Genomic DNA, 15,135 nt, shown 5'->3' with positions numbered 1-15,135 from the left:
GAATTATCGAAAGTGAAAACCTCATTGAATCATTTTGCAATAAAACAAAAACTATTGTTAAAAGCCAATGTTTTAATGTTCAATGAACTTCAAATTTTGAAAGGTGCTACGTAAGATGAGTTAATAAGTTTCGAAAGAGGTCTAATCATAGTTAATCTCTTGTTTTCTTCTTTCTGTGCAACAAATCTGAAAAATCGGCAAAGCATGGTATTTTCCTTGCTTCAAAGATAAAACTTCATTATTTTAACTTATGTAACTGAATACTAGCTTAATATTTAAAAATTTAAGAAAAAAAAGAAAATTTTTTATATCATATAAAAGAAGGTTCTAACTTATATATGGTTAAAAATGATTAAAGTAAAAAATAAAATTTTTCTAAATCTTCTATTACTTTTTTTTGTAACAAACGTTGGGCACTCAAAATATTCTAAATCTTTGGTTGAGCTTCTTAGGAAAAGTCCTAAATCTACAGTATTTTGGGAAAGAATGAAAGATTCTCTGGCGAAAAACTTTGAGTTGAAAATTTTTGAAAAGTTAAAAAATAATGCGGGAAAATTTAATAAAAAAAAGTTTCAAACTGATCATCTTGGAGAAAAAATACTTTCAAATTGCTTAATCTCACCTGACACAGCTATCAAATTAAAAGAGTCTACCAAAAAGTTAACGAAAACCAGAAAATCTTTTGATGATCCTAAACATGAAGTTGTGGCACAAGAATTTCATGAATACATTTCGTCAAATGGATATCCAACACCAGAGGAATTGCTAGACATTCAATCGAAAGAGCCAGAAGCTATTCATGATCCAAACATAATTAGCAAATTCTATAAGGAAACTTACGATAAAAGTGAAATTATAGAAGCTTACCTTGATAAAACAAGTGATTTGAAAAAAGTTTTAGAAGACGCTTCAGAAATTTTATCTAGACACAGAAAAGATATTGAAAAAATATCTGATTTTATATTAAAAGCAAAAAAAAATTATGAAGAAGGATGTACAAGAGAACCTCAAGTATTAGCGAAATTTTTTCCTCTAGAATTTCAGGAGGAAAATCTAAAAATTCTTCGTCTATCCATGCTTGAACCTTTAGATGTTTTGAATTCCACCGATGAAGAATTGAAAACTATAATCAACAGTGTTTCAAAAAAAAGAGATGATTTTATAAATGCTCAAAAAAAGATAGCTGAAACACAAAAAGAAGAATACTTATTGAAACAGACAGCCAGACATCAAATACAAACTTTAATTGAAGGGGAAAATTTTTCTAAATTAAGCAAATTTTTCTCATCTCCATCAAAAGAGATTTTTCAAGATCTTTTCAAAAAATATGTTATTTTGAAAATGAAAGTGGGCCATTATGTGCTTGCGCCTTCTGGTTCTCCTCTCTATGAAAAGCAAGTAGAAAAAACAGATCAGTATAAAAAAGAAGCACTAAAAATTGAGCAAGATTTTAGGCTCAAACTTCGCGACCCAAAATCAGAGCAAACCGTGATAGAAGAATATAAAAATTTGAAACAAGAAATGGATACGTTAATAAAAAAAGAGCAAAATCTAGAAATTAAAAAACATCTTGAATACATAAACAATAGTTTGTTTTTTAGCGATTCAGCACTTGGCGATTCAGCAGTTTACGAAAAATTTTATAATTTACAAAACACTTTAGGTCAAAAAAGATCTTTGGTAAAAGAGATAAGTAAGCGTTTAGGATCTACAACACAAAAAGAAGTAGAAAATATTTTCGAAAAATTATCTTTTTTTATTAATAAATCGACTTACCCAACAAGTGAGATAAATTTCGTAAAATTATTTAATACAATAAGTGCAGTGATCATAAACTTAAACAAAGAAGACTGGGCTTTATGGAGTCAATTGACTGCGCATTTAGATGAAAATAAGAAAGATCTAGCAAATTGGATAAAAGAAACATTTTATGGGAAATTAGAAGAAATTCAGAATGAATTTAAATTAGAAGAAGTTCAGTAGAAGAAATTCAGAATGAATTTAAACAAGGTTTATCTGTTAATAAATATGAACTCGATATAATAAACTTCTTTTGAAACTATCATTATGCTCACTCCATAGTATGACGCAGTGTACAAATCTTTTTAGGGGGTTGCGCAAGCATGGATATCCGATTAAATGTTGTCAAAACTTTTCATTACTGACACTGAATATCAAGGGATACAAAAATCGTATAGTCAATCTGCGCTTCCAAATAAAAATATGAATAAAACTCTTTTAACAAAAGAGGATAAGCAGAAAAACCAAGAACTTGCGAGTAAAAGCGTTGCAAATAAAAATGTTATCGGTAAGCTCAAACAATTTAAAATCATATATGAAAAATATATGTCTAGTCCCAACAATATCTGGTTTGGATTATGATTAAAATTTGACGTATTACGTTCAAATTCTAACATAATAATATCAAAGGGAGTCTGATACTTCAATGATTTCGGCTTTCTTTGATGATTATAGTAAAGCACAAAGGTCATCATATGGCGCTTTAGCTCATCGAGGTCTTTGTAAAAATACGCCTTTGTTGTGTAGTGTTTGAAGATTCTGTTGATGACTTCGACCTGAGCGTTGGTCCAAGGATGCTTGAATTTGGTAAGCCTGTGTTCTATTCTCCTTGCACATCACATCAAAGAGGTGCGTTTTGTTTTTTGGCCTCAGGTGTAGCGCAAGCAGTCCATAGGTGAATTTCACGCCATTGTCTGTGAGAATTTTCGTTATTTTAAAAGGACAATGGGAGATCAGATTTTTCAAAAATGCACTTGACTCGTTAACCGACATCTTTGAATGGAGCTCGACATGAACATATTTTGTGGCCCGATCAATGGCCACAAAAAGGTAAAATTTCCCTTGATTTGTGAGAACTTTCTGTACTGTCAATATGAACAAATCCAAGAGGATATTTTTGAGAGGTTTCACTTAAAGATAGATAGCAGTGTTTTTTTGATAGTGATTAAAGATTTTTGGTGTCGTAAGCGCACCAAAGCTTGATTGATCCGTATACCATAGATTCCTTCTTGGAAACTACTTTAGTAGCTCTCGTCATGCGTCCTAGGTGATGTTTTGTATTACTATGATCTTGCTCTATGCATATAGTGCCTGATTTTCCAATACTATGGCGGTTTTTTTGTAGAACTTTAGAGAAAACATCCCAGTCATCAATATAAAATGTGCAATTTTTCAGATGTTTGACTTTTGCGTAAAGTCGTGTGAATGTTGCAGCATCACGATTCCCCGTAACCCAGGCAACAGTTCTCCTTGCGCTACGATCAACGGCTTTGATAATCCAGAGCTTTTGACTTTGTTTTGGAAAAAATGCCACATTTCATCAAATTCCACTGCTTGAATGTGACCTGAAACCTCAGATTTTTGTATTTTTTCCATCTCTGCCACCACCCACTTTGTATATAATAGAAGGAGAATGTCCAAGAATTTTACCCATCATGTTAAAAGATGTCTTCGCTAAAGAGTATAAAATGACGCATAAAGCTTTTTTGACAGCCGTCTTCCTTTTTTCCCCTCTTGTCACCTTTAACAAAGTTAATAATCATATTCCTTACACTTATAGCGCTGAACCTTGCGTACTATACCGTTTCTTATGAAGTTTTCGAAATTACACTTCGTGCAATGCATTGCTGATAACCTTAGTACGACACTATTGTCGTATTTTGATATAAAACTACCTAAACGTCAAAACTCTCTCTTTTTTTAAATTATGTACGAGGTGTGGCATTTCGTCCATGCAAAAATATGGATCCGGAGAGCCATTAATGGAGTATAGCGTCACTCTATAGACTGAGAGCTTGATGATCGCAGCGACGCCAGCCTGAAAAAACTCATTAAAAGGTTAATGTGTTACAGATGAATGGGAAAGTTTCTTTATGTCTTCCTGAAGACATACATGTTCATAGAAAAGATATTACATTTCCTGTTGAATCAACAAAAATGATATTCTATATTGATGGAAACGCTTTAAAAAAAGACACAATCATCTTTTCGTAGTTATGATACATTAAGACAAGGAAACTGTTCCATTATTTTCAAGATAACCAAAAAAATGTCAATTTATATATGACCGCACTATTATTGTTTAGTTAAATATCTTTAATCGAGTTCTTGCCAAAAAAAGAGTTGTGAATAAAAACGTGATGGGGATGCTCAAACGGTTCAAAATTATAGAAGATACATATAAAAATAGACGAAAAAAATTTGGACTTGGATTGAATTGAATTTTTGCACATTTATAACATAAAGTTATCATAATGATAGTGTCCGAAGAGTCCATTCACACGATACCCGTAAAAAGTTCACAATATTCAGGATTTTTCATCAAAAATGCTTTCATTCTCAACATATGTCGCCAAACAATACGCTTTTGTCCTGGAGAACGCAATAAATAAGCCGGATGATAAAATGCAAATACTGGAATAGATCTGAAATCTATTGGACTAACATAACTAAGGTCACTATTCTGTAGTATACTAATATTTTTTTGTTTTCTTAATAGAGCTTTGCAAGCAACAGCCCCCACGCACAACAATATTTTTGGACAAATAATCTGAATATGGCGATCTACGAAAGGAAGACATATTTCAACTTCTGCTAACGACGGTTGACGATTAAACGGAGGACGCCAAGGTACTATATTTATAATATAACAAACTGTACGATCCCAACCAAACACAGCAAGCATTTTATCCAACAACTGCCCACTTAACCCAACAAAAGGTTTTGAAAGTCTATCCTCTTCCGCCCCTGGAGCTTCTCCAACAATCATAATAGAAGCTCTTGGATTCCCATCTGAAAAAACGATGTTCAAACAAGACTTAGAAAGCGCACACCCCTCAAATTCTTTAATTTCTTGATACAACTCAGATAGTTTTTTTTCTAAAGAGCTGGAATCTTTTGCGTTTTTAAACATAAAACTATCATGAGAAACGCCTTTTTCAACAGAACACTTACTACGAAAGCAACACGCAGTGCGAACCCCCTGAAGCCGATACCATAAAAGCAACGCTGCAGCACGCTCTTCTAATGTATTCGAAAAACCCACAAAAAAACATCCTCCTTAAAAATTTTAATTTCTAAAGTAGCGAATACAGCTTTTAAAAAAATCTACAAGAAATATTCGCTATCTTCTTAAAATTACTCACGCGGATATCTTTAAAAAAATTTTTTCATCTACAAATCAAAACCGATAATGAGAAAAGGCACGATTCGCTTCAGCCATTTTGTGTGTATCCGTACGTTTTTTAACTGCCCCCCCCGTTCCTTCTGCTGCACTTCTCAATTCTTCTCCCAAACGTTCTCTCATGGTTTTTTCTGGACGTAACCGAGCATAATGAATCAACCATCTGAGCGCCAAAATCTGTCCACGATCTACAGAAACCGCTACAGGAACTGTATATGTTGCTCCTCCTACTCGACGAGCACGAACTTCTACGTTAGGTCTAACATTTCCTACCGCTGCATGAAATAACTCTTTAGGATCTTTCTGAAGTTTAGAAGAGGCACGATCCAAAGCGTCATACACGATATTTTGTGCAAGACTCTTTTTTCCTTCCCACATCAAACAATTTATAAACTTTGCAATTACGCAATCTTCGTAACGTAAATCTGGCATTACTTCTCTTTTTTCTGAACGACGACGACGAGCCATAGTTATCTTCTCCTAATTAATATTATTTTGGTTTCTCTGTACCATATTTAGAGCGTCCGCGCTTTCTGTCTTTAACGCCTTTAGTATCTAAAGCTCCTCTCACAATATGGTAACGACATCCAGGTAAATCCTTCACAGGCCCACCACGCAACAAAACAACCGAATGTTCTTGAAGATTATGCCCTTCTCCTCCGATATATCCTGTCACTTCTTGTCCATTACTTAATCGAACACGAGCAACTTTACGTAATGCAGAGTTAGGTTTACGAGGCGTTTGCGTATAAACCCTAATGCACACTCCTCGCTTTTGAGGACATTTTTCCAAAGCAAAAGAATTTTTTCTAGTTTTTCTAGGGTGCCTAATACCCCGTACAAGCTGATTTAAAGTAGGCATCTTTACTTTTCTCCTATGATAAAAACAAATAAGTCATCATATACATACTTAACGCTTAGAAAATTGAAAACTTTTTCGTGCTTTCGGCTTTCCTGGTTTTTTCCGCTCAACACGCCGAGCATCTCGAGTTAAAAATCCTTCTTTTTTTAACAAAGGTCTCAAACTTAGATCACTCCCTGCTAACGCGCAACTGATCCCATGACAGAGTGCGCCAGCTTGACCTGATAACCCCCCACCTTTTACTACGCAAACAGTATCGTAACAGCTTAACTTTTCAGTAATCTTAAGAGAAAGTTCTGCAAGAACTTTGAGCATAGGAACAAAAAAGTAATCTTTTAAATTTTTTCCATTAACAACAAATTTCCCCGTACCTGGTTTAATCCAAACACGAGCAACTGCAGATTTTCGACGACCTGTTGAATAAAACCTTCCCTTACGATCTGCTTTGATTGACTGACGACAAGCTGAATCTTCTTTCAAATGTTCCATAACTCTCACCTCCCCTTATCTTTTCGCAAATTTTTCCTATCCCAAGATCCAACATCTAACACTTTAGGACACTGAGCTACATGTGGATTTTCTCCCCCTTTATAAACAAACAGCCCACGGATACGTTGTCTACGTAATGGGCATGCTTTTTTCATCATTCGCTCTACAGCTTTCTTAATGACTCGTTCAGGAAAACACCCCTGCAAAATATCTTCTGCAGAGCGAGACTTTATACCTCCTGGATGATTTGTGTGCCAGTAATACTGCTTTTGTTCAAACTTATTTCCAGTTAAATGCACCTGATCAGCATTTATAATAACTACTCTATCCCCTGCATCAAGATGCGGACTATAGATTGACTTGTGTTTTCCATTTAAAATCTGCGCAACAATAGCTGCTAAACGTCCTAAAATAAGTCCCTTCGCATCTATTAAGTACCATTTTTTCTCTATATCTTTCGCTTTTAAACTAAATGTTTGCATTTTTTCCTCTTGCATTACACTTTATTTTGAATTTTATATACCACAAAACTAAAACTTTGTCTAAAAATAAAAAAATTACTTTTATCCTTTTCGCTCCAAAGCTTTTTTTCCAGGAGTAGATTTTTTAGGAGTTTCACGAAATTCGTATTTAGGCAAAATCCCCTCTTCCGAAAGAATTCTACGAACTCTATCAGTAGGTTGCGCACCACAGGAAAGCCAATACTGAATTCTTTCCTTATTCAAAACAACTTTTGGAGCTTTTCCTTGAGAAAGACACGGATCATACGTTCCTAATTTCTCTTTTCCTGTTTCTCGACGACACCTGGCATCTGCCGCCATCAACCAAAAAAAAGGAATTCCTTTTCTTCCATGACGTGCTAATCTTAATTTCATTGCCATAAATAAACTTTTTTCCAAAAAACAAACTTTTGTTCTATCATACCCCAAAAATCAATGAGGGTAAAGAGCCAAAATGATAAAAATCTTTTTCATCAATGTATCGCAAATACATAAATAACCAAAGCTTAAATTTCTTAAAAAAAATTACTCTATTTAACGTTTAGTAACTTACATAACATGATACATAAGATGATATATAATAGCTAAACATAGAAAAATAAAACCTAATCTTGACAAGATCATAAGATACAAAAGAAAAAGATGCTCTTAAAAATTTAGAGCATCTTTCTATTATACAAATATTATTTCTATTCATTAAATACGTTTTAAAACAAAAGAAAATCCTAAAAATTTTACAAAAACGCCAATAACATTAAAGCTACCAAATTAACAATTTTAATAAAAGGATTCATTGCAGGACCAGTTGTGTCTTTATAAGGATCTCCTACCGTGTCTCCTACCACAGAAGCTTGATAGGCTGAAGATCCTTTTCCACCAAAATTTCCAGCTTCTATATATTTTTTTGCATTATCCCAAGCTCCCCCTCCAGAAGTCATAGAAAGAGCCAAAAATAATCCGGTAATCATAGTCCCCATTAACACTCCCCCCAAAGCACTAAACGCTTGCGCTTGACCAAACCCGGAAGAAATAACTCCGTAAACTCCCAAAGGAAATACAACCGGAAGCAACGAAGGAACGATCATCGCTTTTAAAGAAAATTTTGTTAAAATGTCCACAGCTTTCCCGTATTCTGGAGGCTCAGACCCGTCCATAATTCCTTTTATTTCTGCAAATTGTCTTCTGACTTCAACTACTATAGCAGCTCCCGCTCGCCCCACAGCTTTCATACTCATAGAAGAAAACAAATAGGGAATTGCACCTCCCAAAAATAATCCCGTAATCAAAAAAGGATCACTTAAACTAAAATTAATATCGAGATCAGGAAAAAAATGCTTTAATTCTTGAGTATAGGCAGAAAACAAAATTAACGAAGCAAGCGCAGCAGAACCAATGGCGTACCCCTTCGTAATCGCTTTTGTTGTATTTCCCACTGCATCTAATGTGTCTGTAATGTTTCTTACTGACGGCGGAAGCCCTGCCATTTCTGCAATTCCTCCAGCGTTATCTGTTACGGGACCATACGCATCAATAGCAATAATGATTCCAGAAAGCGCCAACATACTAGAACCTGCCAAGGCAATACCAAACAAGCCAGCAAAAGTATACGCACATAATATTCCAGCACACACCACAAGCGCAGGTAAAAAACAAGCTTCCATAGAAACCGCAAGACCACAAATAATGTTTGTAGCCGCTCCGGTAACAGACGCATTCGCAATTTCTCTAACAGGACGATGAGCGGTTGAAGTATAAAACTCCGTAATCCACACTAAGAGACCAGTAACCAACATCCCCACTGCCCCACTTAATACAAGATACCCTCCTGTAACCGTATCATAGATGACGCGATCAAAACCAAAAAACATCCAAGTTACACCCGTTAAGCCAACAAGGGACAATACGACCGCTGTTCCTAATCCTTTGTATAACGCATTCATAATATTTTCTTTTTTTCCTAAACGCACAGCGTATGTGCTTAAAACACAGGAAAGTACACAAATTCCGCTAACGACCAACGGATAGACCATCAATTCTCTGCTATCTTTTATTGTTAAAAAAGCAATTTGTAAAGCGGCTACTAAAGTCACCACGTAGGTCTCAAAAAGATCCGCACTCATTCCAGCACAATCCCCCACATTATCACCTACATTGTCTGCGATAACAGCAGGATTTCTTGGATCATCTTCAGGAATTCCTTGTTCAATTTTTCCTACAAGATCTGCTCCTACATCAGCTCCTTTTGTAAAAATTCCACCTGCAAGTCTAGAAAATATAGAAATTAATGAAGCACCAAACCCAAAGGAAACAAGTGTTTCTAAAAGAAAGCGCTCTGTGGTTTCCAGCATCGTAAGAAGCACGAAAATTCCTGTAACCCCCAAAAGAGCGAGTCCTACAACCAAAAAACCTGTGATCGCACCAGCTTGAAACGCAACCGCTAAACCTTGAGCTAGCCCAGATCGTGCTGCGTGTGTAGTCCTAGCATTGGCGCGAACAGAAACGCTCATCCCTGCATATCCGCTAATCCCTGAAAGAACTGCACCCAATGCAAATCCAATCCCTACATGGTATCCTAAACTTTGATATAAAAACCCAGTCAAAATAACGCCAACAACAGATATCGTTAAAAATTGACGCTTCAAATACGCTTGTGCGCCCTCCTGAATGGCTTGCGCAATCCTTTGCATCTCAAAAGTTCCCCCAGATAATGAAAGAATCTTTCTCGTAACGATTGCACTATACAACAACGCAATAATACCAGAAAATCCAACGATCCCCAGCCAAATACATTCTGTGTTCATACACGCTTTTCTATCCTTTTTTTTAAGCATTGCAGAAATATACACAAAACGCAAGCGGAGAAAAGTTAGACTTTTTACACAAAGCCTTTACCCCCTTTAAACTTCGACTATCTAAGATAAAATTTTAATTTTCCCGATGACCTCAAGATGGTATAACGTTTATTTATGATTTAGAAAAATGGTAAGGAATGCTCCAAATCCACTTTTTCGTAACACACTCTACTCTACTTTCAAACCCAAAAGGAATCGGATAATTACAAGAGTCGTGCCCAAAATAAGGCCAATAAAACACAGGAATTTTAGTGTTTTTTGCAAACCGTTTTAATGCCTTTTTCCAATCAAAACTATTTCCTGAAAATGTCCCAAAGATAATAGCCACCGCTCCGCATAACACACCCGCCTGCGTTAAATGATACAAAGCGCGATCAATTTGATATCCCTGAATGTTCAAATCCTCTATAATAATAATTTTTCCTTGGCTCTGAAGCTGCCAAGATGTTCCTATGCTGTGCACTAATAATGTTAAATTCCCTCCAATAATTTTTCCTTTAAGCAGCACAGCTTCCTTTGCGGATTGATTAAAAGGTTCCAAATTTTTGTATTCTAACACACCACAAGGCTGTTCTAAAATATCGTTCAACAAAACAAAATTATTTTTTTTTACACAAGGCTTCACCCAATCTCCAGGCATTGAAGCGTGTAAACTTTTCCATCCTTGAGAATCTGCCCACAAATGTAAACACGTAATATCACTATAACCAATAATTACTTTGGGAGAAAATAATTTTTTTTGTCGCACAGCTGCTTCAAGCATGGGAATGATTCGCGCACACCCATACCCTCCCCTAAGACACCATACCCAAAGAGATTTTTTTTGAGTTAGAGCGTTAAGCAATTGGGCCCCTCTATCTTCATCGCTAGCGCTGTGCCAATACACTTCAGGAGCCCAAGATAATAATTTTAAAGACGAAAAAACACTTTTTAATAAAGAAAAATCCTTAAATTTCAAAGATCCAGCAGGAGCAACAACCTCAACGCGTTTTAAAAATTTCAAAGATTTTTCTTCTACAGCTTTTATCTCTAAACAAAAGCTTAATAAAAAGTATACGTAAAATCTAAAATTGTGTTTCATCGCATTCAATCTTCGGCATTAATTTAATTTGTCGTTCTTGATCTTGCTCTACCCATACCAATGCTTCTTGAATCGCGCAATCCAATTGTGGGTCAATTCCCAATACCTGATCTTGAGGAGTAATCTCTACTTCAATATCTGGGTGAACTCCACAATTCTCAACTCCCCACCCAGCTTCTGGAAACCAAATGGCATATTCTGGTTGCGTTGTATATGCTCCATTAAGTAAAGGATACCTAGGACATATTCCAACCACCCCCCCCCAACTTCGTTTTCCGATCACTTTTCCTAATTGCCAAGATTTAAATGCGTAAGCAAACATGTCTCCGTCTGATCCTGTGTATGCATTAATCAGTAACACCATAGGACCTCTTGGAGACAAACTTGGATAAGGAGTTATACCTGACCACCTACTCTGATCGTATCCAAGACGCTTTTGTGTCAGATAACGAAAGATGATCTCAGAAACGTTTCCGCCCCCGTTAAAACGCGCATCAATGATTAATCCTGAACGATCAAACTCTTGAAGATAGGATCTCATAAAAATATCCATCCCCTCACACCCCATATTAGGAATATGAATGTACCCAAGCTTTCCTTCACTTTTTTTATGCACGTAAGCGGTATTTTTCGCAATCCACGCCTCATAGCGCCACTTTTCTTCCTGAAAACCTTTTTCTGGAAACACTACAACCGACTCTCTTTCGTGTGCCGCAATACCAATTTCAATGGGAGTTCCATGCCCCGCACGATCCCACAAAACCTGCTCTGGTGGACAAAATTTAGACAATCTTTTCCCCCCAATAGACCACAAAAGATCTCCAGGTTTTATAGAAAGACCAGGACGTTGCAACGGACCAACTTGTCCTGAAAGCTGTACAAAAAAATCATCAATTCGGTACGCGTCAAGGTCTTCAACATAAGAAAATGACGCCCCTAAGGTGGAAGCTGCCGTAGTATTTCCAGATTCGTGAGAACTTAAAATATACGCATGAGAGGTTCCAAGCTCCCCATGCATTTCTTCAATAATTGCCCACAAATCTTCAATCTCTGTGATACGATCAACAAGGGGGCGATATCTACGATATACAGCATCCCAATCTACTCCTCCTAAATCACTTCTCCAGAATAAATCTTTTTGTAAACGCCAGGCTTCGTCAAACATTTGACACCACTCTTTTTGATAAGACACGCGAAGCGGAACACGCTTCCAATCAAGCCACCCCCCTTTACGAAAAGACGTATCTTCTGTATCTTCCGGCTTTATTCCCGCCAAAACAGTACGTAGCTGTCCCTGAGCTAAATAAAGCATCCATTTTTGATCATAAGAAACGCTCCACTCTTGAACAGAATCTAATATTAACGTTTCTGTTAAATCAGAAAAACTGTACTTCCAAAGCTTTTGTTCCGACGGAAATTGATCGATTTGAGATGGGCACTGATCAACGCAAGCACTGTAAAGCAGCTCATTCTCTAAACACACCATGTGCGTATAAGATCTTGAAGGAACGGGTAACGGCTGTATACGAAATTGAATGTTTTCAAAATCAATACAAAGTTCACACTTTAAGTCAGCAGAACTTTTTTGAACGCCCAAAGATTCTTTACAAGATGATGATTCTATTTTTTCGTGCTCCGCTTTTTCTTCTTTTAAATTTGCGCACTGCACAGCTTCTTCTGGAGTTTCTTTTTTTGAATTTTCTTCTTCAATAGCCGCATACAACAAACCAGGAGCATCTTTTGAAAGCGTCACAACACATGGCAATAATGGTGCTTCAAATGCACTTGAAAAATGTACAGGATCAAACGCAGACTCAAGATGTCTTGCAGAAAAAAAGAATAAGTAACGTCCTTTTGGATCAAAAACGGGAAAGACGTTTTCAAACATATCCCTCACAATGATATTTTTTTGTTTCTTTACGGCATCATAAATTACGATAGAAGAATTATGCGCTTTGCACGGAAATCCATAGGCAATTACTTGCCCACAAGGAGACCAAGAAAACCCCATAATTTCTCCTCGCTTTTGTGTAATCTTTTCGCAAGACATTTCTTCAATCCAATGCCCAGTTTTTTGCTCCAAATCTAGCCAAAAAAGCTCATGACGATGATTACTCAAGACTAATCGACGAGTTCCTGGATGCGCTTTCATGGAAACAATACGCCCCCAATCTCTGTGAATCCCAGCAAAATCTTTCCATGCATACACAACTTCCATCGATCCAATGTCTTGAAATAGATGAATGACATCTTGCTTCCCTTCATCACATATGGATATGAGCTCTTTTTCAGAAAGCCATTGCAAGCACCTATAATGCCCAAATGAATCATGTCCATAGGGCAACTTCCAAACTGGCCCCTTGTAGCACGTCATCTGAAAAAGCTGCCCTCTGCTAACAAGAGCAATATGCTTTCCTTTTGTAGACAAAGCAGAGGATCTATAATAGCTCCCGGCAGAATAAGTAATTTCATTTTTTAACGATCCAGGAACAACGGGAACATGAAAAGACTGAATGCTTGCATCTTTTGCAGATAAAACCTGTATTTCCCCCCCTACCGTATAAACTAAATGATCCTGATCCCCCGTTAAATGCATGGGATAAAACTCTGAATTGTGAGTATGCTGCCTTATATCTGAACCATCCCACAACACTGAATGAACGTTTCCCCAGCCACTGACATCCGATAAAAAGAAAATTCGATCTCCTACACACACAGGGCTGACATAATTGTATTGACTATGGTTAAGTAAGGGAACAAAATTTTGATCCTTAGCACGATCTACCCAGAGATTTCCCACAGTTCCTCCTTGATAGCGTTGCCAAGCTCCGTATCTGTATCCTGCTCTTTGAATCACGCAACGATCTTTATGGTCCCAAGCAATAGCATTAGCTTCTCCACAGGCAACACGTGTCCATTGCTTTGAATAAGGGCACAACAGAAAAATTTCTGAGATTTTAAAAGGATGCTTCGCGCCAGTTTTAATAACAATGCACCCCTGATTCCACCCTAAAACCGTAATCGGTGCCGCACTATAGGTAAGTTGTTCTGGACGAGAATGTCCATTCCATTGCAAAAAAACTTGACCACCACTACTCCAAGCAATTCCTTTAGAATGCAATGCCAAAGACTTAATATCTTCATAATTTCCTGTAATACGAGAAAATTGCCCCCCTTGAAGCGCCCCCATCCAAATACTTTTTCCCAACAAAAAAGCAACAGAAGATTCGTACACGCTGGGATATCGTACATAGACTGACATAAAAATTTCCTAAACAAAAAAGTTCTTTATTCTAACATAACCCCTCACCCAACATCAAGAATGTAAAAAAATCAAAGATTAGCGCGTAAGAAATTTCCCTCTGTATAAAGATATAAAAAATAAAATTATGTATAATCTTTTTGATAATTCTTTTAGAAAATGTACGAAAAAGGCAAAGATAATCGTCTGAAAAGATATATTGATTTTGCGTTTACAGTTTTTTATTCATAAAAAATGGTGTTTGACTGCTCATCGTTTGCAGAAAATCATGCGCTCACTGCGTTTAATGTTTTAACTAAGCAGAAAACAATAGTTTGTATTGATTAAAATTATATTAAAGTCTTCACGCAAATATGTATCACAAGTCAGAATATTTTAGTACCCTTGCCTATATAGTAAATTAAGTTAAGTTAACGTTTTCGCAAAAGTAAGTTCCCTCTGGAAAAAAAATCTAAGCCCTTTAACCAAAAAACTTTCTTCCCGATCTCTGAGTATCAAATTATATTTTTATTCTTAAATCTCAAATTAATTTACTATATCGCGTAAAATGAAGGGCGCAAAGCGCTCAAGAGAGTAAGTAAAAAATCGACACTACTTTCTCTTATTTTATTTGAAAAATTTTTAAATTCATAGTTCAGAGTCACCAAGAGCGATCCCCTAATTTTTCTGTGCCAATTATTTCACCTTCCTCAACATTCCTTAGCAACTGATGTTACGCAGCAATAGTTGATTTCTGCTTGAAATAATCATATTTTTCGTCTGTAAGTTTTTAAGGACAAAAAATGAAACTGGATCTTTTTGATATTTATAGCGACTATTTGATAAGTCAAAATCACTATGCAACATCGACTGGTTTAGCCAATATGTTTCAAGGCGAAATTAGCCA

At 36.3% G+C, this 15,135-nt stretch carries 13 protein-coding genes and 4 pseudogenes; 5 read left to right on the top strand and 12 right to left on the bottom strand.

Annotation, left to right across the window (positions count from 1 at the left end; translation table 11 throughout):
* The 3 genes and pseudogenes from P618_RS09410 to P618_RS07940 all read left to right on the top strand — a co-directional run.
* Positions 1–114: pseudogene (locus P618_RS09410) on the top strand (IS701 family transposase); the annotation flags it as partial.
* Positions 115–486: 372 nt separating this feature from the next.
* Positions 487–1,983, top strand: a complete 1,497-nt coding sequence (locus tag P618_RS04190; RefSeq protein WP_156919003.1) for a coiled-coil domain-containing protein — start codon at positions 487–489, stop codon at positions 1,981–1,983.
* 165 nt (positions 1,984–2,148) lie between these two features.
* Positions 2,149–2,346: pseudogene (locus P618_RS07940) on the top strand (transposase family protein); the annotation flags it as partial.
* A 143-nt stretch (positions 2,347–2,489) separates the two neighbouring features.
* Here the strand turns inward: P618_RS07940 and P618_RS09405 are convergent.
* Positions 2,490–2,567 (bottom strand): annotated as a pseudogene (locus tag P618_RS09405) (hypothetical protein); the annotation flags it as partial.
* Between P618_RS09405 and P618_RS08665 the strand changes: the two are divergent.
* Positions 2,547–2,699: a hypothetical protein gene (locus P618_RS08665; RefSeq protein WP_239638264.1), complete on the top strand. Its 153-nt coding sequence runs from the start codon at positions 2,547–2,549 to the stop codon at positions 2,697–2,699. The pseudogene P618_RS09405 and the gene P618_RS08665 overlap by 21 nt on opposite strands.
* 266 nt (positions 2,700–2,965) lie before the next feature.
* On the opposite strand, the gene P618_RS04175 is transcribed toward P618_RS08665, so the two are convergent.
* Both P618_RS04175 and P618_RS09400 read right to left on the bottom strand, forming a co-directional pair.
* The gene (locus P618_RS04175; RefSeq protein WP_021827196.1) at positions 2,966–3,334 is read right to left on the bottom strand and encodes an IS1 family transposase; all 369 of its coding nucleotides are present in this window, start codon (positions 3,332–3,334) and stop codon (positions 2,966–2,968) included.
* Positions 3,335–3,552: 218 nt separating this feature from the next.
* Positions 3,553–3,645 carry an IS1/IS1595 family N-terminal zinc-binding domain-containing protein gene (locus P618_RS09400; protein WP_420805325.1) on the bottom strand — a complete coding sequence of 31 codons (93 nt, stop codon included), beginning with the start codon at positions 3,643–3,645 and terminating at the stop codon, positions 3,553–3,555.
* Positions 3,646–4,118: 473 nt separating this feature from the next.
* Between P618_RS09400 and P618_RS07930 the strand changes: the two are divergent.
* Positions 4,119–4,241 (top strand): annotated as a pseudogene (locus P618_RS07930) (IS5/IS1182 family transposase); the annotation flags it as partial.
* Between the two features lie 56 nt (positions 4,242–4,297).
* Here P618_RS07930 and P618_RS04165 read toward each other — a convergent pair.
* The 9 genes from P618_RS04165 to P618_RS04125 all read right to left on the bottom strand — a co-directional run bounded on the left by P618_RS04165 (position 4,298) and on the right by P618_RS04125 (position 14,249).
* The gene (locus tag P618_RS04165) at positions 4,298–5,065 is read right to left on the bottom strand and encodes a uracil-DNA glycosylase (protein ID WP_021827193.1); all 768 of its coding nucleotides are present in this window, start codon (positions 5,063–5,065) and stop codon (positions 4,298–4,300) included.
* 135 nt (positions 5,066–5,200) lie between these two features.
* Positions 5,201–5,671: a 30S ribosomal protein S7 gene (gene rpsG / locus P618_RS04160; protein ID WP_021827192.1), complete on the bottom strand. Its 471-nt coding sequence runs from the start codon at positions 5,669–5,671 to the stop codon at positions 5,201–5,203.
* Between the two features lie 22 nt (positions 5,672–5,693).
* Positions 5,694–6,065, bottom strand: coding sequence for a 30S ribosomal protein S12 (gene rpsL / locus P618_RS04155; RefSeq protein WP_021827191.1), 372 nt, complete (start codon positions 6,063–6,065; stop codon positions 5,694–5,696).
* Between the two features lie 48 nt (positions 6,066–6,113).
* Entirely contained in the window at positions 6,114–6,554 is a 441-nt protein-coding gene (rpsI, locus tag P618_RS04150) for a 30S ribosomal protein S9 (protein WP_024161193.1), read from the bottom strand.
* Between the two features lie 5 nt (positions 6,555–6,559).
* Positions 6,560–7,036, bottom strand: a complete 477-nt coding sequence (gene rplM, locus P618_RS04145; protein ID WP_024161192.1) for a 50S ribosomal protein L13 — start codon at positions 7,034–7,036, stop codon at positions 6,560–6,562.
* 81 nt (positions 7,037–7,117) lie between these two features.
* Complete coding sequence (gene rpsP / locus P618_RS04140) at positions 7,118–7,429, bottom strand: 30S ribosomal protein S16 (RefSeq protein ID WP_204365641.1); 312 nt, start codon at positions 7,427–7,429, stop codon at positions 7,118–7,120.
* A 359-nt stretch (positions 7,430–7,788) separates the two neighbouring features.
* Positions 7,789–9,855: a sodium-translocating pyrophosphatase gene (locus P618_RS04135; protein WP_040458473.1), complete on the bottom strand. Its 2,067-nt coding sequence runs from the start codon at positions 9,853–9,855 to the stop codon at positions 7,789–7,791.
* A gap of 163 nt (positions 9,856–10,018) precedes the next feature.
* Complete coding sequence (locus tag P618_RS04130; protein WP_021827186.1) at positions 10,019–10,987, bottom strand: LD-carboxypeptidase; 969 nt, start codon at positions 10,985–10,987, stop codon at positions 10,019–10,021.
* Positions 10,971–14,249, bottom strand: coding sequence for a S41 family peptidase (locus P618_RS04125; RefSeq protein WP_021827185.1), 3,279 nt, complete (start codon positions 14,247–14,249; stop codon positions 10,971–10,973). The genes P618_RS04130 and P618_RS04125 overlap by 17 nt, the downstream gene beginning before the upstream one ends.
* Positions 14,250–15,135 lie beyond the last annotated feature (886 nt).

This window comes from Holospora obtusa F1, from assembly GCF_000469665.2.
Classification (GTDB): Bacteria; Pseudomonadota; Alphaproteobacteria; order Holosporales; family Holosporaceae; genus Holospora; species Holospora obtusa.
The sequence above is the reverse complement of the archived record's forward strand: the minus strand, read 5'-3'. Positions and strand labels throughout refer to the sequence as shown.